Annotated in this window: 21 protein-coding genes; 9 read left to right on the top strand and 12 right to left on the bottom strand. The window is 69.1% G+C overall.

Annotated features, from left to right (window positions below; all coding sequences use genetic code 11):
* Window positions 1-145 precede the first annotated feature (145 nt).
* From GC106_RS07420 to pruA, 3 genes are all read right to left on the bottom strand, one after another.
* A complete protein-coding gene (locus tag GC106_RS07420; protein ID WP_312872516.1) occupies window positions 146-1,825 on the bottom strand; it encodes a PHP domain-containing protein in 1,680 nt (559 codons plus the stop codon).
* A gap of 93 nt (window positions 1,826-1,918) precedes the next feature.
* A complete protein-coding gene (locus tag GC106_RS07425; RefSeq protein WP_173125838.1) occupies window positions 1,919-2,833 on the bottom strand; it encodes a proline dehydrogenase family protein in 915 nt (304 codons plus the stop codon).
* A 9-nt stretch (window positions 2,834-2,842) separates the two neighbouring features.
* Window positions 2,843-4,468, bottom strand: coding sequence for an L-glutamate gamma-semialdehyde dehydrogenase (gene pruA, locus GC106_RS07430; protein ID WP_173125839.1), 1,626 nt, complete (start codon window positions 4,466-4,468; stop codon window positions 2,843-2,845).
* 62 nt (window positions 4,469-4,530) lie between these two features.
* Between pruA and GC106_RS07435 the strand changes: the two genes are divergently transcribed.
* The gene (locus GC106_RS07435; protein WP_173125840.1) at window positions 4,531-6,156 is read left to right on the top strand and encodes a PucR family transcriptional regulator; all 1,626 of its coding nucleotides are present in this window, start codon (window positions 4,531-4,533) and stop codon (window positions 6,154-6,156) included.
* Here the strand turns inward: GC106_RS07435 and GC106_RS07440 are convergent.
* Window positions 6,044-7,159: an FAD-dependent monooxygenase gene (locus tag GC106_RS07440; protein WP_173125841.1), complete on the bottom strand. Its 1,116-nt coding sequence runs from the start codon at window positions 7,157-7,159 to the stop codon at window positions 6,044-6,046. The genes GC106_RS07435 and GC106_RS07440 overlap by 113 nt on opposite strands.
* Window positions 7,160-7,277: 118 nt before the next feature.
* On the opposite strand from GC106_RS07440, the gene GC106_RS07445 reads away from it, so the two are divergent.
* Entirely contained in the window at window positions 7,278-8,228 is a 951-nt protein-coding gene (locus tag GC106_RS07445) for a GntR family transcriptional regulator (protein ID WP_173125842.1), read from the top strand.
* On the opposite strand, the gene GC106_RS07450 is transcribed toward GC106_RS07445, so the two are convergent.
* Window positions 8,218-9,057 carry an ESX secretion-associated protein EspG gene (locus tag GC106_RS07450; RefSeq protein ID WP_173125844.1) on the bottom strand — a complete coding sequence of 280 codons (840 nt, stop codon included), beginning with the start codon at window positions 9,055-9,057 and terminating at the stop codon, window positions 8,218-8,220. The genes GC106_RS07445 and GC106_RS07450 overlap by 11 nt on opposite strands.
* Before the next feature lie 114 nt (window positions 9,058-9,171).
* Between GC106_RS07450 and GC106_RS07455 the strand changes: the two genes are divergently transcribed.
* The 6 genes from GC106_RS07455 to GC106_RS07480 all read left to right on the top strand — a co-directional run bounded on the left by GC106_RS07455 (window position 9,172) and on the right by GC106_RS07480 (window position 14,875).
* A complete protein-coding gene (locus GC106_RS07455; protein ID WP_217280218.1) occupies window positions 9,172-10,140 on the top strand; it encodes a serine hydrolase in 969 nt (322 codons plus the stop codon).
* 85 nt (window positions 10,141-10,225) lie between these two features.
* Window positions 10,226-10,747, top strand: a complete 522-nt coding sequence (locus GC106_RS07460) for a TetR/AcrR family transcriptional regulator (RefSeq protein WP_173125848.1) — start codon at window positions 10,226-10,228, stop codon at window positions 10,745-10,747.
* Between the two features lie 111 nt (window positions 10,748-10,858).
* Window positions 10,859-11,383, top strand: a complete 525-nt coding sequence (locus GC106_RS07465) for a general stress protein (protein WP_173125850.1) — start codon at window positions 10,859-10,861, stop codon at window positions 11,381-11,383.
* A gap of 185 nt (window positions 11,384-11,568) precedes the next feature.
* Window positions 11,569-12,414 (top strand): alpha/beta hydrolase, encoded by an 846-nt coding sequence (locus GC106_RS07470; RefSeq protein ID WP_173125852.1) that lies wholly within the window; start codon window positions 11,569-11,571, stop codon window positions 12,412-12,414.
* 88 nt (window positions 12,415-12,502) lie between these two features.
* Entirely contained in the window at window positions 12,503-13,717 is a 1,215-nt protein-coding gene (locus GC106_RS07475; RefSeq protein ID WP_173125854.1) for a cytochrome P450, read from the top strand.
* Window positions 13,718-13,720: 3 nt separating this feature from the next.
* Window positions 13,721-14,875, top strand: coding sequence for an NAD(P)/FAD-dependent oxidoreductase (locus tag GC106_RS07480; protein WP_173125856.1), 1,155 nt, complete (start codon window positions 13,721-13,723; stop codon window positions 14,873-14,875).
* 88 nt (window positions 14,876-14,963) lie between these two features.
* On the opposite strand, the gene GC106_RS48705 is transcribed toward GC106_RS07480, so the two are convergent.
* Window positions 14,964-15,092: a hypothetical protein gene (locus GC106_RS48705; RefSeq protein ID WP_281368399.1), complete on the bottom strand. Its 129-nt coding sequence runs from the start codon at window positions 15,090-15,092 to the stop codon at window positions 14,964-14,966.
* 132 nt (window positions 15,093-15,224) lie between these two features.
* On the opposite strand from GC106_RS48705, the gene GC106_RS07485 reads away from it, so the two are divergent.
* Window positions 15,225-17,396 (top strand): dehydrogenase E1 component subunit alpha/beta, encoded by a 2,172-nt coding sequence (locus GC106_RS07485; protein ID WP_246365079.1) that lies wholly within the window; start codon window positions 15,225-15,227, stop codon window positions 17,394-17,396.
* Here the strand turns inward: GC106_RS07485 and GC106_RS07490 are convergent.
* The 6 genes from GC106_RS07490 to sufC form a co-directional block, all read right to left on the bottom strand.
* Entirely contained in the window at window positions 17,389-18,375 is a 987-nt protein-coding gene (locus tag GC106_RS07490) for an ABC transporter substrate-binding protein (RefSeq protein WP_173125858.1), read from the bottom strand. The genes GC106_RS07485 and GC106_RS07490 overlap by 8 nt on opposite strands.
* Window positions 18,376-18,566: 191 nt before the next feature.
* Complete coding sequence (gene mug / locus GC106_RS07495) at window positions 18,567-19,067, bottom strand: G/U mismatch-specific DNA glycosylase (protein WP_312872517.1); 501 nt, start codon at window positions 19,065-19,067, stop codon at window positions 18,567-18,569.
* Window positions 19,064-19,450, bottom strand: a complete 387-nt coding sequence (locus GC106_RS07500; protein ID WP_173125860.1) for a metal-sulfur cluster assembly factor — start codon at window positions 19,448-19,450, stop codon at window positions 19,064-19,066. The genes mug and GC106_RS07500 overlap by 4 nt, the downstream gene beginning before the upstream one ends.
* 150 nt (window positions 19,451-19,600) lie before the next feature.
* Window positions 19,601-20,044 (bottom strand): Fe-S cluster assembly sulfur transfer protein SufU, encoded by a 444-nt coding sequence (gene sufU, locus GC106_RS07505; protein WP_173125862.1) that lies wholly within the window; start codon window positions 20,042-20,044, stop codon window positions 19,601-19,603.
* Between the two features lie 2 nt (window positions 20,045-20,046).
* Window positions 20,047-21,321 carry a cysteine desulfurase gene (locus GC106_RS07510; protein ID WP_312872518.1) on the bottom strand — a complete coding sequence of 425 codons (1,275 nt, stop codon included), beginning with the start codon at window positions 21,319-21,321 and terminating at the stop codon, window positions 20,047-20,049.
* On the bottom strand, window positions 21,318-22,091 hold the full coding sequence (sufC, locus tag GC106_RS07515) for a Fe-S cluster assembly ATPase SufC (RefSeq protein ID WP_173125864.1): 774 nt from the start codon (window positions 22,089-22,091) through the stop codon (window positions 21,318-21,320). Before sufC ends, GC106_RS07510 begins: the two co-directional genes overlap by 4 nt.
* Window positions 22,092-22,101: the final 10 nt, after the last annotated feature.

A 22,101-nucleotide genomic window follows, 5' to 3' on the forward strand; every position in this document is an offset into this window, starting at 1 on the left:
GCCACGGCACACATTCCCATGGCGCGCACTCCACGGCGCGCATTCCACGGCGCGCACTCCGCCGGGAACTGTCACACCCCTCCGGTAACGTGGCTATCCGGGGGCGCTGACAACGGAATGTCAGATCCCTGTGGTATGGGCCCGGTCAGTACGGCAGAGCCCAGATCGGGTTGGTGTAGAACCACAGGTCCTTCCAGGGGTCGGCGTCGCCGGCCACGTCGATCGCCGGCCCGGCCGGGTCGACCGCCGCACCCAGGAACCCGGGAGCCGAGCGGTTGCCGTCCGTCCCGCGCAGCCGCACGTACACCGGCCGGTCGAGCCGCCCGAGCTGGTGGGTGAACGTCACCGTCCCCATGGACTTGTTGACCTCGAACGACTTCACGACCTTGGTACGCGGCGCGATCATCGTGTCGCGGTCCCGCACCGGCCCGGTGACGTCGCCCCCGATGATGTCCACACGCGACAGAACCGGCACGAACTGCGCCCAGTTCGGGGTGTTCGCCAGGTCGATGCTGATCGTCAGCTCGACCGGCGTGCCCCGGCGCACGTGCAGCGAGCCACCGAGGGTCGCGCTGGACAGCCGGCTGCCCCGGCTGCGCAGCCGCACGTCGAGGCCGCTGATCAGGCCGCCGTGGTCGACCCAGACCCGGCCCGCCCGGATGCCGTCCATCACCGCGCGATACGAGAAGTCCAGTGCGCCGACGTGGGTACGGCTGTAGCAGCCTGGCCAGAAGTCACCCTCGGCCAGGTTCGGCGCGCCGCCGCGCACGGGGTCGGAGTGCCGTCCGTGGGCGGTGAAGTCGCTGTCCGGGCCGCGCACCGAGGTTTCCGCGTAGACACTGTGCGAGTCCGAGTTGGCCGTGATCCACCACGGCTTTCCTTCGGCGAGCAGGCTGTCCCACAGACCGCCCACTGTGGACGTCAGCCAGTCGAAGCCGCCCCAGGTGTAGTAGGTCTCCGGTGGGTAGCCCGCGAACGCGTCCGAGCCGGGCGAGCCGTCGTAGAAGCCGCGCGCGCGGCCGCCGCCGTACGGCTGGGGAATGCCCGCGGCCTGGTGACCCGGCGCGCCTTCCATGCCTACCGCGATGTTCGGTGCGGCGTCACGCCAGCCGCGGATCTCGTGCGGGGAGTCCAGGCCTTTGCGGGCCGGGTGGTTGGCCAGCATCATCGCGTCGTCGACCCGGCGTTGGCGCACGCCCTCGGCCAGGAAGTTCACGCCCGCGATGGCGAGCGCTTCCTTGTCGGGGGCGGCCTCGTTGGTGCGGCCGTCGTAGCCGAGTTCGAACTCCTTGAGGAACGAGGCTTCGTCACGACCGGGCGCCACGAAGACCGTGCCGTGCTCGGCACCGGGGATGTTCCATTCCAGCCCCTGGAACACCAGGGTGTGGTCGTACGCGTCCCTCGCGGCCCGGATGTCGGGGTTGACCTTGTCCACACCGATCTTGGCGTGCACCGGGCCGCCGTGGTCGGTGATCACCAGCCAGCCGAGGCCGTAGGCGTTGGCGTGCCGCACGTGGTCGATGACCCGGTACTTGCCGTCGTCGCTGTACTGCGTGTGGACGTGGTGGTCACCAGCGAGCCAACGGAAGCCGCCGCGTGGCACGTTGTTCCGTGGCGCGGCGGCGGCCGGGGACGCGTCGAGCACGGTGCCTGGGACGGCCAGTCCGGCGCCCAGCAGACCTGCCCGGCGGAAGACCGACCGCCGGGTCAGTTCCTCGCGGCTGAGGTCCTCGTCCGGGATCGCCAGGTCCGCCGCCCTGGGCAGGTCTCCGGCCGGAACGCGGGAATGGTCGTGCTCGTGATCAGGATGGTGGTGATGTCCCACGTTCGCTCCTCGCGTGCTGGTGGATCCGGCGTAACCTTGTCCAGCACACATGAACGCCCGGGGAACACAGCCTGGTTCAGGCTTTACAGCACATTACCCTCGCGTTGCCAGCGCCCGGAGGAAGAAGCCCAGGTTCGCGGGCCGTTCGGCCAGGCGGCGCATGAAGTAGCCGTACCACTGCACTCCGTACGGCACGTAGACACGCATCGTGTCGCCGCGCCTCGCGATCGCTTCCTGCTCCTGCGGCCGGATCCCGTAGAGCATCTGGTACTCGAAGTCCCGCCCGGCGCCCAGGTCACCCGCGATGGCGATGATCCGCGGGTCGTGCGAGGCGACCATCGGATATCCCTCGCCCCGCATCAGGATTCGCAGGACCCGCACGTAGTTGCGGTCGACTTCCGCTTTGTCCTGGAAAGCGACGGAAGCAGGCTCGCGGTACGCGCCCTTGCACAGCCGCACCCGGGAACCGGCGACCGCCAGGTCCCGGGCGTCGCCCTCGGTGCGGTGGAGGTACGCCTGCAGGACCGCTCCGACCCAGGGGAAATCGGCCCGCAGCTCGGACAGGATGTCCAGGGTGGAGTCCGTGGTGGTGTGGTCTTCCATGTCCAGGGTCAGCGTCGCGCCGGCCCCGGCGGCCGCCTCGGCGATCAGCCGGGCGTTGTCCAGGGCGATCTGGTGACCGTCACCCGGCAACGCCTGGCCGACCGCGGACAGCTTGACCGACACGTCCGCACCAGCCGCGAGTCCCTCGCCCGACAGCGCTGAGAGCAGTTCGACGTACGCCTTGACGGTGTGCGACGCGTCGGCGACGTCGGTGGTGTCCTCACCGAGGTAGTCGATGGTCACCGCCCGGCCGGACTCGACGAGCGCTCGGGTCGCCTCGACCGCGTCGGGTGTCTCGGCACCGGCGACAAAACGGCTGACCACGGGCTTGGTCAGCGGGCTGCGCTCGACGAGGCCGCGGGCCACCGGCGAACGGGCCGCGGCAAGCAGGCTGGTACGCAACATGTCTACCTCCTACCCCTGGTGCGGGTGGCGAGAAACGGTCGGCGGCACGAAGGTCTCCTTGATCGATCGAGGGCTCACCCACCGCAGCAGGTTCAGCGGGGAGCCCGCCTTGTCGTTGGTGCCCGACGCGCGGCCGCCGCCGAAGGGCTGCTGGCCGACCACGGCGCCGGTCGGCTTGTCGTTGACGTAGAAGTTGCCCGCGGCGAACCGCAGGTCTTCGGTCGCGCGCTCGATCGCGGCCCGGTCGCCGGCGATGACCGCGCCGGTCAGGCCGTACGGCGCCACGTTCTCCATCTGCTTGAGGACGGTGTCGAAGGCGTTGTCCTCGAACACGTGCACCGCGAGGATCGGGCCGAAGTACTCGGTGGTGAAGACCTCGTTGGCCGGGTCGGTGCCCAGCAGGACCGTCGGGCGGACGAAGAAGCCGTCACTGTCGTCGGCGGTTCCCCCGGCGGCCACGGTCAGTGAGGGGTCGGACTTGACCCGGTCGAGCACGCCGGCGAGCTTGTCGAACGAACGGCGGTCGATCACGGCGCCCATGAAGTTGCGCAGATCGGTGACGTCGCCGACGGTCAGCGACTCCACCTCGGCCAGGAAGTCGCCGGACATCCGCCGCCACACCGACCTCGGTACATAGGCTCGGGACGCTGCGGAGCACTTCTGCCCCTGGTATTCGAACGCTCCTCGGAGCAATGCGGTGCGCAGCACGTCGACGTCGGCGGACGGGTGCGCGAGCACGAAGTCCTTGCCGCCGGTCTCCCCCACGATCCGCGGGTAGGACCGGTAGTTCGCGATGTTCGCGCCGACCTGGCCCCACAGGTGCTGGAACGTCCTGGTGGAGCCGGTGAAGTGGATCCCGGCCAGGTCCGGGTCGGTCAGCGCGACGTCGGAGACCGCCAGCCCGTCGCCGGTCACCAGGTTGATCACACCGGCGGGCAGCCCGGCCTCTTCGAGCAGGCGCATGGTCAGGTGCGCCGACAGCGACTGCGTCGGCGAGGGCTTCCAGACCACGGTGTTGCCCATCAGCGCGGGCGCAGTCGGCAGGTTCGCGGCTATCGCGGTGAAGTTGAACGGCGTGATCGCGTAGACGAAGCCCTCGAGCGGCCGGTGGTCGGTGCGGTTCCAGACGCCCGGCGAGCTGATCGGCTGCTCGGCCAGGATCTGCCGGGCGAAGTGCACGTTGAACCGCCAGAAGTCGGCCAGCTCGCAGGCGGCGTCGATCTCGGCCTGGATCGCGGTCTTGGACTGGCCGAGCATGGTCGCGGCGTTCAGCCGGGCGCGCCACGGGCCGGTCAGCAGGTCGGCGGCGCGCAGGAAGATCGCGGCGCGCGCGTCGAACGGCAGCGAGCGCCACGCGGGCGCGGCCTTCTTGGCGGCGGCGATCGCGGCCTTGGCGTCCTCGTGGGTGGCGTTGGCCAGCGTGCCCAGGACGGCGCGGTGGTTGTGGGGCTGCACGACGTCGATCCGGGCGCCGCCTGCCATCCGCTGCTCACCGCCGATGGTGAGGGTGAACTCCACGGTCTCCTTGGCCTGCGCCGCGAGCTCGGCTTCGAGCGCGGCCCGGGGCGCGGTGCCCGGCGCGTAGTCGAAGACCGGTTCGTTGACGGGGGCGGGAACTCGAGTCACTGCGTCCATGCGCCCACGGTAGGGGCGGTTCGACCAGCAGATTTTGTCTGATTGGCTAAGATTCTCCCATCATGCTTAGCCGATCGGACAAGTCACTGCGCCAGCTGTTGCAGGCGCTCGGCGACCCCATGGTCGAGGTGGTCGCGGCGCCGCGCGGGCTCGACGGTCTCGTCCGGGACGTGGTCATCCTCGATCCGGAGGACGACCCGGACGTCCGGCCCGGTGACGTGGTCCTGCTCATCGGCGTGCGCGGCCGGGCGGCGATCCCGACCGTCCGCGCGGCGGCGCGCCGCGGTGCGCTCGCGGTCGCCGTCAAAGGGCAGGACGAGGCGCTGGAACGGGCCGCCAACGACGCGGGCGTCGCCTTGCTCTCGGTGCGATCCGACGCACGCTGGGAGCAAGTGGAGTCCATCGCTCGCGCGAACCTCGGTGCGGAGACCGACAGCGAGACGGCCGGCGACCTGTTCTCGCTCGCCCAGACGATCGCCGCGCTCACCGGCGGCCTGGTCAGCATCGAGGACACCGCCAGTCGTGTGCTGGCGTACTCGCGTTCGTCGGACGAGGTCGACGAGCTGCGGCGGCTGTCCATCCTCGGCCGCCAGGGGCCCGAGCAGTACCTGGCCAAGCTCCGCGAATGGGGGGTGTACCGGCGGCTGCGGGAAAGCGAGGCGGTCGAGCGCATCGACGAACGCCCGGAGCTGGGCATCCGGCGCCGGTTGGCGGTCGGCGTCCACGCCGGGGAGCAGTCGCTCGGAACAATCTGGGTGCAAGAAGGCGCGACTCCGCTGACCGACCAGGCCGAGCGTGCGCTGCTGGGCGCCGCCCGGGTGACCGCGTTGCACCTGGTGCGCAGCCGGAACAATCCGGCGGCACCGCTCCGGCTGCGCGAGAGCCTGCTCGAAGGATTGCTCGACGGGCACACCACCGCGGCCGCCGTGGCCGCGAACATCGGCGCGGACGCCAAGCGCGCGGCCGGGGTCGTCGCGTTCGAACTGACCGACGACGCCGACCGGTCCACGTTGGAACTGCGGCGTGCCGAACTGACCAACGTGATCTCCGTGCACGCCGCCGCCTACCGGCGCGCCGCGTTGGTCACCACATTGCGTGCGCGCATTTACGCGTTGCTCCCCGATCTGCACGCGAGCGACGGAATGATCACGCTGGCCAAGGAGGTGGTCGCCGCGGCACGCGAGCACGCGGGCATCGCGGTCCGCGCGGCGGTCGCCATGGCGCCGGATCTCAGCCGCACGGCCGGCGCGCGCCGGGAAGCCGACCGTGTTCTCGACGCGGGGCTGGACCTGCCGGTGGCCGCCATCGACGACGTGCGCGCCGAGGTGATGCTGGCCGAACTGCTGGGCCTGCTCGCCGAGCACGAGGAGATCCGCGATCCGCGGCTGACCGCCCTCGCCGCACAGGACACCAAGGACATCCTGGTGCCGTCCGTGCTGGCGTACCTCGAAGCGCTCGGTGACGTGCGGGCGGCGGCGAACCTGCTGCACATCCATCCCAACACGTTGCGCTACCGGGTCCGGCGAGCCGCGCAGCTCGCCGGGATCGACCTCGACGACCCGAAACAGCGCCTGGTCACCCAGCTTCAGCTGGCGCTGGAACGTCCAGCGAGATCGCGTTCTTGGCCCGCTCGACCGATTCCTCCGGCGCCGGCCCGGCCGGGTTCTCGGTCGCGAGCGCCTGGTTGAGTCCGACGAACGGCCGCATCCGGGACTCGTAGGTGCCGAACGAGTCGCCCAGTTCCTGCGCGAGGACGTACGCGCCGACCAACGCCAGACTGGTGCCCTGGCCGGACAACGGTGACGCGCAGTACGCGGCGTCGCCGACGAGCGCGACGCGGCCGTTCGTCCACCGGTCCATGTGGATCTGGGCCATCGCGTCGAAGTAGAAGGCCGGTGCCTCGTTCATCGCCGACAACAGTCGGGGCACCTCCCAGCCCAGCCCGGTGAGCCGTTCGGTCATCAGCTGCTTCTGTCGCGCGACGTCCCGGTAGTCGTAGTCCAGCTGCTCGGCCGCGAAGCCCAACGTCACCCGCAGTTCGGTGTTGCCGCGCACCGGGTAGGCGACGCCGCCCGAGCCGCTGGCCTGGTCGGTGAACCACACCTGCCAGTTGTCCAGCTCGAGGAAGTTGTCCGCCGGGAAGACGGCCAGATATTGGCCGAGGTGCCGGACGAAGTCCTGTTCCGGGCCGAAGGCCAGCCTGCGCACCACGGAGTGCGTGCCGTCCGCGCCGATCACGAAGTCGAAGGTGCGCCAGCCGCCGTGCTCGAACTCGACCCGCACGCCGTGCTCAATTTGGTCGAGTGCGGTGATCGTGTCGCCGAAGACGAACTCCACGCTGTCCGTGGTGGCCTGGTACAGCATCTCGGTGAGGTCCTCACGCAGGATCTCGACGTCGTCGCTGTCCAGCCGGCCGCTGCTGAGCGCGAACTCCTCGGACCGGAACAGTTCGTTGCCCGAACCGTCCACCATGGACATCCCCCGCATCCGGGTGCGTGCCGCGCGCATCTGTTCACCGAGGCCCATCCGGTTCATCACGTCGAGCGCGACACCACGGATGTCGACGGCCTGGCCGCCCGGCCGTAACCCGTTCGACCGCTCGACCACGGTCACCGAGTAGCCCGCCTGGCGCACCCAGTAGGCCAGGGCCAGTCCGGCGACACCGGCACCGGAGATCAGGACGTTTCGCATGTGCGGCCTCCGTACGTTGTACTTCGAATACTTCGGCCACTATGTCCTGAGCTGGATTTACTGGCCAAAACTGACCTAGTACAGTTGCTGATCTGTACTAGCACAGGCTGGAGGGGGCATGGCAGCGCGGGCGCGGTATCTGACCATCGCCGACGAGCTTCGACGCCGGATCACGCACGGCGAACTGGTGCCCGGCGCCAAGGTGCCGTCGACGCGCCAGATCGCCGCCGAATGGGGTGTCGCGACGGCGACCGCGGCCAAAGTGCTCACCGCACTGAGCCAGGAAGGCCTGGTGCGCGCCGAACCGCGCTCCGGAACGGTCGTCGCCGGTCCGCGAAACGCACCGAGCTCCGCGAGTGCGATGCGGCCAAACGCACCGAGCGCACCGCGGCAGCGCTCCGGGCGTGCTCAAGCACTGACGCGCGAGCGCATCGTCCGGACAGCGATGGCAATCGCCGACAACGAAGGGCTCGGCGTGCTGACCATACGCGGAGTCGCCGCACGGCTCGGCGTCGCGCCGATGGCGCTGTACAAGCACATCGGCACCAAGGACGAACTGATCGTGCTGATGGCCGACCTGGCGTTCGGTGAGCGCGGATATCCCGCACGACCACCCCAGGGCCGGCGCGCCCGCCTCGAACTGTGGGCTCGTACGTTGTGGTCGCTGTACCGGCGGCATCCGTGGCTGGCCCAGCTCGGTCCGATCACCCGGCCACTGCCGTTGCCGAACCTGGCCACCCACGCGGAGTTCGCACTGTCGACATTGGACGGTCTTGGCCTCGGCGCGGCCGCCATGTGCGACCTGCACGTGTTGTTGTTCAGCTACATCCAGGGCATCGCGGTCCACCTCGATCGCGAACAACAGGCCGCGGGCGCGTCCGGGCTGACGATGGACGACTGGGCGGACAACCAGACACCCGCCCTGCGGGCGATCGCCGCCGACGGCCGTCATCCGACGTTCGCCCGGATGCTGGCCGCCTTGTCGGCCGAGGGCTACGACCTGATCCTGGACAACCTGTTCGAGCTCGGCCTGCGCGCGTTGCTCGACGGATTGGACCTCAGCGCGTGAAGGCCGGTTCGCTGGCGCGGGCGAGCTCGCTCATCAGGTGACCGCTCAACGTCATCAGGGTCTTTTCGATGCAGTCGACGAGCATCTTGCCGTTCGCGGGCTCGACGGTGGTCCAGTCACGGCCGTCGGCGGCGCGGTACTCCTCGATCAGGTAGCGGCCGTTGGGCGAGTCGAAGAACCCGACCAGTTCGTCGTCGCGTACGGAGTAGCCCATGTGGTCGATGACGGCGGCGGTGAACTCGCCGCGGTCGCCCGCGCCGTAGATGGTCTCCGCGAGCCAGTTGGCTTCCTCGGATCCGATGCGGGGCGCGCGCCGCTGGGTGCGGTTGCCGGGGCCCGCGATGGAACGGAACCGGGCGTCCGCGATGACCTCGTTGGGCAGCGACACCGTGCACCCGGGGCCGGGTGCGGCGTCCAGCAACAGCGAGACCGGCGCGCGGGCCAGATCCTCCGGGCGGATGGCGTGGATGTTCACGTAACCGCCGACGTGCACGCCGAAAGCGGCCTGGTCACCGACCGCGGCCGCGTAGGCCCGGACCGGGCCGCCCAGCCACAGCCGGGCACTGACGGCACGCCGGGGCCGGGCGAGGATGGTGAACAGGGCCACCAGCCGTGGATGCGGCGCCGACGAATCGGCGAGGCCGGCGCGTTGCAGCTCGGACCACGCCTTGGAGACCATGCCGCGCCGATCCTGGCCGCGATGCGACACGGTCAGGGTCTCGGGCATGTCGGGCAGCCCGAGGAAGTCCCACAGCACCTCGAACGCCAGTTCGGAGATCGTGAAGACCGGTCCGGGCGCCCCCGCGGCTCTGCTTCGTGCGGTTTTCATGCACACCCCTCCCATCTGACTTGCTATACGAGAACGCGCCGCCCTGCGGTTCACCCGTCCGTGGTTGGATCTTCCGGCATGGGGTACCGACTCAACAGGCGTGCGGCTTTCGGTTTGGGGACCGCGGTCGCGGCGACAGGCGTGCTGGGCAGCGCTCCGGCGCTGGCGCGGGAAGTGGAAGAAGCGAGTCCGGCGACGCCGGACCGGGCCCGCCGCCGCGTGCGGTGGATCCACGACGTCGAGTCCGCCCGGGCGGGCGGCACGTGGAACTCGTACATCAGCGTGGCGGACGGGGTCGCCGTCGACCAGGGTTCGGATGACCTGGTCGAGGCGTACAGCGTGAACAAGGTGGCCGCCGCGGTCGCCGTGCTCGACAAGATCGACCGGGGTCTGCTGAAGCTCACCGACCAGGTCGAGGTGCCCGCGGACATCGTGATCCCGACCGGCGACGGCATCCTCCCGCTCGACCGGGCACATCCGAGCGTGTTCACGCTCGGGCACGTCCTGTCGCTGTTGCTGACCGTCTCCGACGACACGTGCGTCCGGCTGACCGGCCTGGTCTGCCCGCCCGCGGAGATCAACGAGACCCTGGTGGCCAAGGGTTTCCCGAAGACCCAGGTGATCCCGTCGGCGAGCAACCCGAACCGGTACTTCCTCGGCAAGACCACGCCGCGGGAGACCCACGACATCCTGCAGGGCCTGGTGAAGGGCACGCTGCTCAGCCCGGCGTCCACCGACTACATCCTGAACGTGCTGCGCTCGCAGGTGGCGTTCACCGACGGTATCCGTCGCGTGATGTCGTCGGCCGACCGCTCCAGGGTCGCGACGAAGGCGGGCTGGCTGAACGACGGCCGCAACGAGGCCGGCGTCATGTTCGACAAGGCCGGCAAGCCGGTGCTGACGTACGCCCTGTTCGCCCGCGGGCTGCCGGACCACGTGGCGGACTTCGGCGGCACGCACCCGTTCGTGCGGGCCCGTGCGGACATGGGGCCGAAGTTCCTCGCGGCGGTCGACAGGATCGCGGGCGACTCCAGCGCCCGGACGCTGCGGGCTCAGGCGTACCAGCCCGCCAACGGCGGCTGAGCGCACCGCCGGAGGGCGGTGACAGGCCGCTGCCCTCCGGCGGTTTCGCCGCCTACCGACCGGTCGGATGGTAGGGTCCGGCGCCGTGAGTGGCGATACGCGGGCGCGGATCCTCGACACCGCGCTCGACCTGTTCAGCACGCGCACCTACAAGGCCGCGTCGATGCGGGAGATCGCCGAACACGTCGGCATCACGAAACCCTCGCTGTACCACCATTTCCGCAGCAAGACCGAGATCCTCGACAGCCTGGTCGGCCCGGCCGTCGAGCAACTCGCGGCGGTCACGTCCACCGTGCGCGGCGCGGAAGGTGTCCTCAGCGGATGTGTCGGCGTGATGCTGAAGCACCGCAAGGCGATGGAGTTGCTGCTGCGGGACGCCTCGGTGCACAGCGAGGAGACGGCCGAGATCATGAAGCGGGTGACGGGCATCGTCGAGCGGGCGACCGCGTTGATCGCCGGCCCCGACCCCGGCTGGCGGCAACGGGTCCGCGCGGCACAGGCGTTCGCCGCGGCGACCGGCCCGATCAGCCTGTTCCCCGACGTGCCGGACGAAGAACTGCACGTCGAGCTGGTGCGCGGCGCCGCGGCTGTCCTGGGACGGCAGTGACCTGGCTGAGAGGGACCTGATAGGTCGCTGTGAACATCCGGCCGCGGGCACAACTCACCGGCACCTCACGTTGGACGGGATGTAGGAACAAGGATTCCAGAGGTGAGAGCGATGTCCACAGCAGCCTTTCGTCCCCCCAACGCCATTCCCTCGTTGCCGACGATGCCGAACGGGTGGCCGATCGGCTCCTACGACACGTACGCCGAGGCGCAGCACGCCGTCGACTACCTGGCGGACGCCAAGTTCCCGGTTCAGGACGTCACCATCGTCGGTGTCGAACCCCTGCTGGTCGAACGGGTGGCCGGGCGGCTGAGCTGGGGCCGGGTCCTGGGCAGCGGCGCGGCGAGCGGCGCGTGGTTCGGCCTGTTCGTCGGCCTGCTGCTGAGCATGTTCACGGCCGGGTTCGCGTGGGGACCGATCCTCGTCGGCCTGGTCACCGGTACCGCGTTCGGTCTCGCGTTCGCCGCGATGAACTACGGCGCGACCCGCGGGCGCCGCGACTTCGTGTCGCACAGCCAGATCGTGGCCCGTCGTTACGACGTGCTGTGCCAGCCGCGTCAGGCCGAGGCCGCACGTAACCTGCTGGCCAAGCTGTCCATCGGCATGCCTGCCACGCAGGCGGCCGGCCAGGCCTGACCGAAACACAGAAGGGCGGGCCGTGATTTCACGGTCCGCCTTTTGTGCTATCATCACGTCACCGCCTTCGAGGACGAGAAGCATCATTTTCGTTTCCCGGAATCGCCGCACCGAAAAGGTGCGGTTTCCCGCCTGAAAGGGCGCGGACATCGACGGTCCGCCGACCGGTTCGCATACTCGGCACCATGATTCCGACATATGTTCTGGTGCATCCGTCAGGCAGCAACTCCCGCGTGTGGGCGACGGTGCAGCGGGAAATGGCATTCCGTGGCCACCGGACGCTCGCGGTGGACCTGCCCGGCCGGGGCACCGGTTTCACCCGGGCATATCAGACACAGGACCTGGCGGCGTTCGCGGCCGAGCCCTCGCCGATCGCGCACGTGACCGGGCGGCAGTGGGTCGGGCACGTGGTGGACACGGTGCGCCGGATACGCGACCACGGCCCGGTGATCCTGGTCGGGCACAGCCTCGGCGGCCTGATGATCACCGGCGTGGCCAACGAGATCCCCGGCCTGCTCGCCCGGGTCGTCTACATCGCCGCCCAGTGTCCGGTCACCCTGGCGCCGGGCGACTACATCGCCGAGCCGGAGTGGGCGTCGAGCACGCTGTTCCCGGCGACCGCGAAGATCACCATGACCGATCCCGCCGAACGCAGGTACATCCGGCTCAACTGGCGGACGAACGATCCCGCCGCGTTCGACGCGTTACGGGACGCCCTCGGCGGGGGCGCGAGCCCGGACACGTTCGTCGCGGCGCTCAACGGGTTCGAGCCGGACGAAGTCTGGTGGCAGACCAATCCGACGTTCGACATCCGGGTCGGCAAGGACAGCTGGGGACGCGTCCCGCACAGTTTCATCCGGCTCACCGAAGACAAAAACATGCCACCCGCCGCACAGGAACGCTATATCCAGGAAGCCGACGCGCTGACTCCGCACAACCCGTTTGACGTGCATTTCGCATCCGGCGGGCACGGCACATTCCTCCACCGCCCGGCGGAGGTCGTGGATATCCTCAGCGGCTTCGGCGAATGACCGTCATCAGGAACTTGCGGCAGTAACCGGCTGCTGACAGTCTGGTTCGTATGGCACTCACTGCCATTTTTCGGAAGGGATCCCGTTGATGACCGACGTGCCGACCGTTGCCGCGTTCCCGGCGAACCGGACGCCCGGCTGCCCGTTCGACCCGCCGGCCGAGTTCACCCGGCTGCGCGATCAGGAGACCATCACCAAGGCCAGGTGCCCGGCAGGCATCGACGCCTGGGTGGTCAGCCGTTACGAGGACTTACGAACCGTGCTGTCCGCACCGGGGGTCAGCTCACGCAAGTCGCCGTCGACGCACATGAACCCCAACGCCGACCTCGCCCGCCCGGTCACCCCCGGCAACATCCTCCAGATGGACGGCCAGGAGCACGCCCGGCTGCGCCGGATGCTGACCCCGGAGTTCACCGTCCGGCGGATGGAGGCGCTGCGGCCGTACATCCAGCGGATCGTCGAGGAGCACATCGACGCGCTGCTGGCCGGGCCGAAACCGGCCGACCTGTACGAGGCCTTCGCGCTGCCGATCCCGTCGCTGGTGATCTGCGAGATGCTCGGGGTGCCGTACGAGGACCGCGAGATGATCCACAAGCACAGCGCCAGGCTGATGGCCGTGGACATCGACCCGGAGGTCCAGTACGCCGTCTACGGTGAGATGCAGGCCTACATGACGACGTTGCTCGAGCGCGAACTGGCCGACCCCGGCGACGACCTGATCGGCCGGATGATCACCCGCAGCCGCGAGTCCGGTGACCCGATCAGCGCGGGCGAGATGGTCGAGCTGGCCCTCACGCTGCTCATCGCGGGCCACGAGACGACCGCCAACATGATCGCGTTGAGCACCACCGTTCTGCTGCAGCAGCCGGAGAAGCTCGCCGAGCTGCGGAGCGATCCCGGCATCGCACCGACGGCGGTCGAGGAAATGCTCCGATACCTCTCGGTGATCCAGTTCGGATTGCTCCGGTACGCCACCGAGGACATCCAGGTCGGCGAGCAGACCGTCCCAGCGGGTGACTGGCTGATCGCCTCGCTGGCGTCGGGCAACCGCGACGAGCGGGTGTACCCGGACGCCGGCACGATCGCGCTGGACCGCAAGGCCAAGACACACCTGGCCTTCGGGTTCGGCATCCACCAGTGCATCGGCCAGCAACTGGCGCGCATCGAACTGCAGGAGGTCTACTCCCGGCTGTTCCGCCGCGTCCCGTCCCTGCGGCTGGCCGTGCCGCCCGACCAGATCTCGTTCAAGGACAACGCCCTCGTCTACGGTGTGCACCAGTTGCCGGTCACCTGGGAGGGCTGAAGCATGGACCGGATCGTGGTCATCGGGGCGTCGGCCGCCGGGCTCACCGCCGCGGAAACGCTTCGCCGGGAAGGCTTCGACCAGCGGATCACGCTGGTCGGCGACGAGCCGCACCTGCCGTACGACCGGCCGCCGCTGTCCAAGCAGGTCCTGTCGGGCACCTGGGAGACCGACAAGATCGCGCTGCGCAAGGACGCGGACTACGAGCAGGCCGGCATCGGCATGCGGCTCGGGACCAAAGCGGTCGGCCTGGACACCGACGCACGGCTGGTGCACCTCGCCGACGGCGACAGGATCGGCTACGACGGCCTGATCATCGCGACCGGGGTCCGGCCCCGGCTGCTGCCCGATGGCCACGATCTGGCAGGCGTGCACGTGATGCGGACGGTCGACGACGCCGTCGCGCTGCGCGCCGAACTGGCCACGTCCTCCCGGCTGGTGGTGATCGGCGCGGGGTTCCTCGGGTGCGAGGCCGCGGCGTCCGCCCGCCGGCTCGGCCTGTCGGTCACGCTCGTCGACCCGCTGCCGCAGCCGATGGTCCGGCAGTTCGGCGCCGAGGTCGGCGGCCTGGTCGCGCGCCTGCACCAGGCCGAGGGCGTCGACGTGCGCACCGGCGTCGGTGTGGAGCGCTTGGTGGGAACGGACCGAGTCAGCTCGGTGCAATTGAGCGATGGCACTCAGATCGATGCCGACGTTGTCCTCGTGGCCATCGGTGCGATTCCGGCGACGGACTGGCTGGCGGACAGCGGCGTGCCGATCGGCAACGGCGTGTTGTGCGACGCGCGGTGCCAGGCGGCGCCCGGCGTGTACGCGGCCGGGGACATCGCGAGCTGGCACCACGAGGGCTTCGACGAGCGGATGCGCGTGGAGCACCGGATGAACGCCACGGAACAGGGCATGGCCGCCGCGCGCAACCTGCTCGGTGCGGACACCCCGTTCGCGCCGATCCCGTACTTCTGGACCGATCAGTACGACACCAAGATCGCCGCGTTCGGGCACCTCGCCGGGGACGCGGACGTGTCGGTCGAGCAAGGCGACCCGGCGGAAGGCAGGTTCGTCGCCCACTACAGGCGGTCCGGCAGGCTGATCGGCGTGCTGGCGTGGAACATGCCCAAGGAGTTGCGCAAGGCGCGCGGTCTGCTGGCCGAATCGCTCTGACGTCACCCCAGGACGAGCGCAGGCCGGCCGACCGGCTGTTCACTGTGGACAGCAGGCCCGGTCCGGGCGTGGCGAAGTGGACTTCGCGCTACTCGCGGCCGCGGATGATCGTCGGCTCGAAGAAGTCGTCGTCGTCCAGTTGGATCGGCAGCTCCACGTCGTAGGTGCCCTCGTCGGTGTCCTCCTCGATCGACACTCTGTCGCGCATGGCCGTCATGACCTGCTCCGCTCTCCCGTCAACTCACCTGACCTGACCCAATTCATGGAAGCGAATTCGGAAACCACTCTCAACCCCTATTCCACGTTGTGACACAGATTTCACGACAACTTGTGATATCACGACGGTCTGTTGACAGAACTCGCTCTTGACAAACCGGCGGGTTGCGTACTCGGCCGGGAGGCGGCCATGCTCGACATGGTGAGCGAGCCGATCGACGAGCACTTCACCCGTACGGTCCAAGCACTGCCTCCCGGACGTGGCGGCGGTAGTCGTGAGCTGCCGTTCCTCGACCTCTTCGACTCGCAGCTCGGCAGCCGGCACGTCGATCTCATCGCCCGGGAACTCGGTGGTCAGGGCCGGGGTTTCTACAGCATCGGCTCGTCGGGGCACGAGGGCAACGCGGCTGTCGCGGCCGCACTGCGACCCAGTGATCCGGCATTGCTGCATTACCGATCGGGTGCTTTTTACATTGAACGGGCACGGCAGGTAACAGGCATAAATCCCTTACTCGACATGGTGCTGGGCATCGTGGCGGCCGCCGACGAACCGATCTCCGGCGGCAGGCACAAAGTGTTCGGAAACGCGGCGCTCTCGATCATCCCGCTGACGTCGACCATCGCCTCGCACCTGCCCAGGGCCGTCGGCCTGGCGCTGGGCATGCGACGCGCGGCCAAGCTCGGGCTGCCGTCGCCGTGGCCTCAGGACGCCATCGTCGTATGCGGATTCGGTGATGCGTCGGCGAACCACTCCACCGCGCTCGGCGCGCTGAACGCCGCACGGCACTGCGCGTTCCAGCGACTGCCGTTGCCCGTGTTGTTCGTGTGTGAGGACAACGGCATCGGCATCAGCGTCCGGACACCGCCCGGGTGGATCGCCGAAGCGCACTCCGCCGCGGGGCTGAGGTACTTCACCGCCGACGCGACCGACCTCACCTCGGTCGTGCCGGTGGCGGCCGAGGCCGCCAAATGGGTCCGTACCAACCGGGCGCCTGCTTTCCTGCATCTGCGCACGGTCCGGCTGATGGGCCACGCCGGGTCCGATGTGGAGAGTGCGTACCGGACACCGGCCGAGATCACCGCGGACTACTCGCTCGACCCGCTCGTGCGCACCGCTTCCCTGCTTGTCTCGCACGGCGTTCTGACACCGGCCGAGGTGCTCGACCGGTATGAGGCGAAACGGGCCGAAGTGCGGGCGGTCGCCGAGCAAGCCGTGGCACGGCCGAAACTGGCCAGTGCCGGCCGGATCATGGCGCCGCTGGCGACCGCACCGGTGGACGCGCCGTTCGTCCCGGTCTCCGGCACCTTGGCGCAGGGCATCAACCAGGCGCTCATCGGCATCCTGTCGTCCGATCCCGGCGCGTTGGTGTTCGGCGAGGACGTCGCCCGCAAAGGCGGGGTCTACGGGGTGACCCGCGGCCTGCACAAGAAGTTCGGCCCGGCGAGGGTGTTCGACACCGTCCTGGACGAACAGTCCATCCTGGGCACCGCGCTCGGCACGTCGCTCGTCGGTTTCCTGCCGATCCCCGAGATCCAGTACCTCGCCTACGTGCACAACGCGCTGGACCAGATCCGCGGCGAGGCGTCGACGATGCGGTTCTTCTCCAACGACCAGTACCGCAACCCGATGATCGTGCGGATCGCCGGACTGAGTTACCAGAAAGGCTTCGGCGGCCACTTCCACAACGACAACTCCGTCGCAGCGCTACGTGACATCCCCGGCGTGGTCATCGCCGCGCCCGCACGAGCCGATGACGCCGCCGCCATGCTGTACACCTGCGCGGCGGCGGCCAGGAAGAACGGTCAGGTGTGCGTTTTCCTCGAACCCATCGCGCTGTACCACACCCGCGACCTCCACGAGCCCGGCGACAACGGCTGGCTGGCGTCCTCGTCGCAGCCGGAGTCGGCGCCGCTCGGCCGTGCCCGCCTCTACGGCTCCGGCACCGACCTGACCATCGTGTCGTTCGCCAACGGCGTCCCGATGAGCCTGCGCGTCGCCCGGCGGCTGTCCGCTCAGGGCATCGAGGCGCGTGTACTGGACCTGCGTTGGCTCGCACCGTTGCCCGTCAAGGACCTGATCGCGCACGCCAACGAGACCGGACGCGTCCTGGTCGCCGACGAGACACGCCGGACCGGCGGGATCTCCGAGGCCGTCTTCACCGCGTTGCTGGACGGCGGCTACCGCGGCGCACTGCGCCGGGTCACCAGTGAGGACTGCTTCATCCCGCTCGGCCCGGCAGCGAACCACGTGCTGCTGAGCGAGGACGCGATCGAGAAGGCCGCGCTGGACCTGACCGTCAGTTGAGGAACGACTTGCTCACCGCGCTCGGCAGGATCATCGACCGGGCGTCGAGCCGGCTCGTCAGCGCGCCGTAGCTCACCATCAGGTCGGGCACGCGCTGCAGTCGCGTCGGGTCGAGGCTGGTCGGATAGCCGACGAGGGTCACCAGCGCCGCGGTCTGGTCGTCCACGCCCGCGTACTGCCGGATCGACCTCTCGACCTCGCTGCGGTCGGTGACCGCGATCTGCGCGCCGCGGCTGAGCGCCCGCTGGAACGCCCGGACGGTGTTCGGGTTGGCCGTCGCGAACTTCTCGGCCGTCGCGTATCCGGAGATCGGGATGTCGGCCGTGGGACCGGAAGCCGCGTCGAACAACGGCAGCGCACCGTACCGCTTGGCCACGTCGGTGATGTACGGCTCGGACAGCAACGCGGCGTCCACTGTGCGGTTCTTCAGCGCGTCGCCCATGTCGGTGTACGCCATCTCCACGAACGTCGGCGTGGTGATGGTGACGCCCGTCGTGCTCATCATCGACTTGATCGTCAGGTCGGCCAGACTGTTCACAGTGGTCACCGCGACGCGCTTGCCGGAGAGGTCGGCGGGCTTGCGCAACGGCGAGTCCTTGGCGACGAGGACCATCCACGTTCTCGGATTCGCGTAGTACCCGTCGGCGACGAACTTGACCGTCGCGGTCCCTCTCGCGTGGGCGGTGAAGAACGAGACGTAGTTGCCGAACACCATGTCGAGCTCGCCACTGGCCATCTGCCCGACGGCCGCGCCCGCACCCTGGATCGTCACGAACTCGACCTCGAGCCCTTCCTGGGCGAAGAACCCCTTCTCGGAGGCCAGGAACACCGGTGCCGCGCCGAGCACCGGCAGCACTCCCAGCTTGATCCGCGCCTTCTCGGGAGCCGGATCGTCCGGAGCGGCTTCGGTGCAGGCAGCCGCCAGCACAACGACCATCAGCAACGCCACCAGGCGACCACTCCGCTGGAGCCAGCCCACGACCTACCGCCTCTTCCATCGTCCCCTGTGGAGGGACACCCAACTGGACCGGCGGCGGCAAGGCAAGCCCGGATTCGGCCGGACATTCCCGATCGCGGAAAAACGTGTGTCTACCTGGGACTGACCAATATGAACTCAACGGCACGGGCGCCGCGATCTGTCGGTTACTCACCGGCGGACGGCGAGTCCGGTCAGAGAGACTCGCGCAACCGCCGGAACTCCTCGGCCAACGCAGGCAGTTGGTAATGCGCGTTCAGGCCGGAAGGGTTGGGAAGTACCCAGATCCGCGACGGCCCGAGCGTCTCCGGCTGCGGGCCGACTGTCGCCTTGGGACGGCCGAAGCCCATGCGGTAGGCGCCGATCCCCACGACGGCAACCGTTTGCGGGGCGTACTTCTCCGCCAGCCCGGTCAGGATTCCGGCCCCGTCGACGAATTCCTGTGTGGACAACTCGGCGGCCGTCGCGCTCGGCCGGGCCACCATGTTGGTGATGCCGAGGCCGTACTCCAGCAACGTGAACTGCTCGGCCGGGCGCAGCTGCCGCGGGGTGAACCCGGACAGGTGCAGCGCGGGCCAGAACCTGTTGCCCGGCCGGGCGAAGTGCTGCCCGCGCCGGGCAGACAAAAGCCCCGGGTTGATTCCGCAGAACAGCACGGAAAGGCCCGGGGCGACGACGTCGGGGACAACGGTCACACTGTGAAGCCCAGCGCGCGCAACTGCTCGCGGCCGTCCTCGGTGATCTTCTCGGGGCCCCACGGCGGCATCCAGACCCAGTTGATCCGGAAGTCGTCGACGATGCCCCCGCCCGGGCCGCTGGTCAGCGCGGTCCGCGTCTGGTCCTCGATCACGTCGGTCAGCGGACAGGCCGCCGACGTCAGCGTCATGTCGATCGTCGCGGTGTTGTCGGCCTCGACCTTGATGTCGTACACCAGGCCCAGGTCCACCACGTTGATGCCCAGCTCGGGGTCGACCACGTCCCGCATGGCCTCTTCGACGTCGTCGATCGCCGCGACGTCGGCCTTCGGCGCGACCTCGGGCATGCCCTCGGCGCCACGCACCACGTCCTGCTCACTCATGCGCAACCTCCGCTGTGGTCAAGCCCGTCGCATGAGCGCGACACTGTGGTGATGATTCGCTCGGCAAGCTCGCTCATGCGCAACCTCCGCTGTGGTCAAGCCCGTCGCATGAGCGCGGCGCTGTGGTGATGATTCGCTCGGCAAGCTCGCTCATGCGGCGTTTCCTTCAGCTCGTACGACCGCGTCCTTGAAAGCCATCCAGCCCAGCAGCGCGCACTTCACACGCGCCGGGTACTTGGCCACGCCGGCGAACGCGACGCCGTCCTCCAGCACGTCCTCGTCCGGCTCGACCTGGCCTTTGCCCTGCATCAGCTCCGTGAACGCGTCCAGGGTCTTGAACGCCTCCCCCACGCTACGCCCGACCACCAGATCCGTCAGCACGGACGTCGATGCCTGGCTGATCGAGCAGCCCTGGCCCTCGTACGACACGTCGGTGACGGTCTCGCCGTCCAGCTTCACCCGCAGGGTGACCTCGTCCCCGCAGGTCGGGTTGACCTGGAACGACTCGGCGTCGAACGGGTCCCGCAGGCCACGGCCGTGCGGGTTCTTGTAGTGGTCCAGGATGATCTCCTGGTACAGCTGCTCCATCTGCATCGTCAGCTCACCCCGAAGAACCGCTTGGTCTCGCGGACCCCGTCCAACAGCGCGGTGACGTCGTCGAGGTCGTTGTACAAGTAGAACGACGCCCGGATGCTCGCCGGAATTCCCAGCCGCCGGTGCAGCGGCCACGCGCAGTGGTGACCGACCCGGACCGCCACGCCGAGGTCGTCCAGCACCTGACCGGCGTCGTGCGGGTGCACGCCGTCGATCACGAACGACACGGCACCGCCGCGGTCCTTCATGTCCGCCGGGCCGACGATCGTGACGCCGGGGATCTCCGCGAGGCCACGCAACGCGGCCTCGGTGAGCAGGTGCTCGTGCGCGTTGATCCGGTCCATGCCGACCACCGACAGGTAGTCGACGGCCGCGCCCAGGCCGACCGCCTGGGAGGTCATCGGCACGCCTGCCTCGAACCGCTGCGGCGGCGGCGCGAACGTCGAGCTGGCCATCTGCACCATCTCGATCATCGAACCACCGGTCAGGAACGGCGGCATCGCCTCGAGCAGCGCCCGCCGCCCGTACAGCACGCCCACGCCCGACGGGCCGAGCATCTTGTGCCCGCTGAACACCGCGAAATCCACACCCAGCGCGCGGAAGTCGACCTTCTGGTGCGGCACGGACTGGCACGCGTCCAGCACCGTCAGCGCTCCGGCCGCCCGCGCCTTGGCGGCCAGTGTGGCGACCGGAGTGACCGTGCCGAGCACATTGGACTGGTGCGTGAAGGCCACGATCCTGGTCTTCGCCGTGATCAGCTCGTCCACAGCGGACAGGTCGAGCCGGCCGTCGTCGGTGACACCGAACCACTTGAGCGTCGCGCCGGTGCGCAGCGCGAGCTGCTGCCACGGCACGAGGTTCGCGTGGTGCTCCATCTCGGTGACGACGATCTCGTCACCCGGGCCGAGGCGGAACCGCTCGGACTCGGGCCCCGCGACCGAGGCGTTGCTCATCGCGTACGCCACCAGGTTGATGCCCTCGGTGGCGTTCTTGACGAACACCAGCTCGTCCGCGGCCGCACCGACGAAGTCGGCGATCTTCTGCCGCGCGCCCTCGTAGGCATCGGTCGCCTCTTCGGCGAGCTGGTGCGCGCCGCGGTGCACGGCCGCGTTGGAGGTCTCGAGGAACTCGCGTTCGGCGTCGAGGACCTGCCGCGGCCGCTGTGAGGTCGCGCCCGAGTCGATGTAGTGCAACGGCTTGCCGTCCCGGACCGTCCGCTGCAGGATCGGGAAATCCTTGCGCAGGGCCGCGACGTCCAGGCCGTCCGCCGAACTCACTTCGCCACTGCTTCCTCGCGCTTGCCGGTGAAGCGCACGTAACCCTCGTTCTCCAGCTGGTCGGCGAGCTCGGGGCCGCCCGACTCGACGATCCGGCCGCCGGCGAACACGTGCACGAAGTCCGGCTTGATGTACTTGAGGATCCGCGTGTAGTGCGTGATCAGCATGACGCCGACCTCGCCCGACGCGCGGTAGGAGTTGACGCCTTCCGACACGACGCGCAGCGCGTCGACGTCCAGGCCCGAGTCGGTCTCGTCGAGGATCGCGATCTTCGGCTGGAGCAGGCCCAGCTGCAGGATCTCGTGGCGCTTCTTCTCACCGCCGGAGAAGCCCTCGTTCACGCTGCGCTCGGCGAAGGCCGGGTCGATGTCCAGGCTGGACATGGCCTCCTTGACCTCCTTGACCCAGGTGCGCAGCTTCGGGGCCTCGCCGCGGACCGCGGTGGCGGCGGTGCGCAGGAAGTTCGACATGGACACGCCCGGAACCTCGACCGGGTACTGCATGGCGAGGAACAGGCCGGCGCGGGCGCGCTCGTCCACGCTCATGTCGAGCACGTTCTCGCCGTCCAGCAGGACCTCACCGGAGGTCACGGTGTACTTGGGGTGCCCGGCGACGGCGTAGGACAGGGTGGACTTGCCGGACCCGTTGGGGCCCATGATGGCGTGGGTCTCGCCCGCCTTGATGGTCAGGTTGACGCCGGACAGGATCTCCTTCTCGGCCTCGTCGGCGACGACCGAGACGTGCAGGTCCTTGATCTCCAGGGTGGCCATAACTCTGTTT

Source organism: Kibdelosporangium persicum (assembly GCF_013280595.1).
GTDB lineage: Bacteria > Actinomycetota > Actinomycetes > Mycobacteriales > Pseudonocardiaceae > Kibdelosporangium > Kibdelosporangium persicum.

What these genes read in the sequence shown, in the direction of transcription:
- GC106_RS07475 (WP_173125854.1), top strand. Translation starts at nt 12,503, where the DNA reads ATGACCGACGTGCCGACCGTTGCCGCGTTCCCGGCGAACCGGACGCCC.
- GC106_RS48705 (WP_281368399.1), bottom strand. Translation starts at nt 15,092, where the DNA reads ATGACGGCCATGCGCGACAGAGTGTCGATCGAGGAGGACACCGACGAG.
- GC106_RS07450 (WP_173125844.1), bottom strand. Translation starts at nt 9,057, where the DNA reads ATGAAAACCGCACGAAGCAGAGCCGCGGGGGCGCCCGGACCGGTCTTC.
- sufC (WP_173125864.1), bottom strand. Translation starts at nt 22,091, where the DNA reads ATGGCCACCCTGGAGATCAAGGACCTGCACGTCTCGGTCGTCGCCGAC.
- sufU (WP_173125862.1), bottom strand. Translation starts at nt 20,044, where the DNA reads ATGCAGATGGAGCAGCTGTACCAGGAGATCATCCTGGACCACTACAAG.
- GC106_RS07480 (WP_173125856.1), top strand. Translation starts at nt 13,721, where the DNA reads ATGGACCGGATCGTGGTCATCGGGGCGTCGGCCGCCGGGCTCACCGCC.
- GC106_RS07500 (WP_173125860.1), bottom strand. Translation starts at nt 19,450, where the DNA reads ATGAGTGAGCAGGACGTGGTGCGTGGCGCCGAGGGCATGCCCGAGGTC.
- GC106_RS07470 (WP_173125852.1), top strand. Translation starts at nt 11,569, where the DNA reads ATGATTCCGACATATGTTCTGGTGCATCCGTCAGGCAGCAACTCCCGC.
- GC106_RS07435 (WP_173125840.1), top strand. Translation starts at nt 4,531, where the DNA reads ATGCTTAGCCGATCGGACAAGTCACTGCGCCAGCTGTTGCAGGCGCTC.
- GC106_RS07440 (WP_173125841.1), bottom strand. Translation starts at nt 7,159, where the DNA reads ATGCGAAACGTCCTGATCTCCGGTGCCGGTGTCGCCGGACTGGCCCTG.
- GC106_RS07445 (WP_173125842.1), top strand. Translation starts at nt 7,278, where the DNA reads ATGGCAGCGCGGGCGCGGTATCTGACCATCGCCGACGAGCTTCGACGC.
- GC106_RS07465 (WP_173125850.1), top strand. Translation starts at nt 10,859, where the DNA reads ATGTCCACAGCAGCCTTTCGTCCCCCCAACGCCATTCCCTCGTTGCCG.
- pruA (WP_173125839.1), bottom strand. Translation starts at nt 4,468, where the DNA reads ATGGACGCAGTGACTCGAGTTCCCGCCCCCGTCAACGAACCGGTCTTC.
- GC106_RS07425 (WP_173125838.1), bottom strand. Translation starts at nt 2,833, where the DNA reads ATGTTGCGTACCAGCCTGCTTGCCGCGGCCCGTTCGCCGGTGGCCCGC.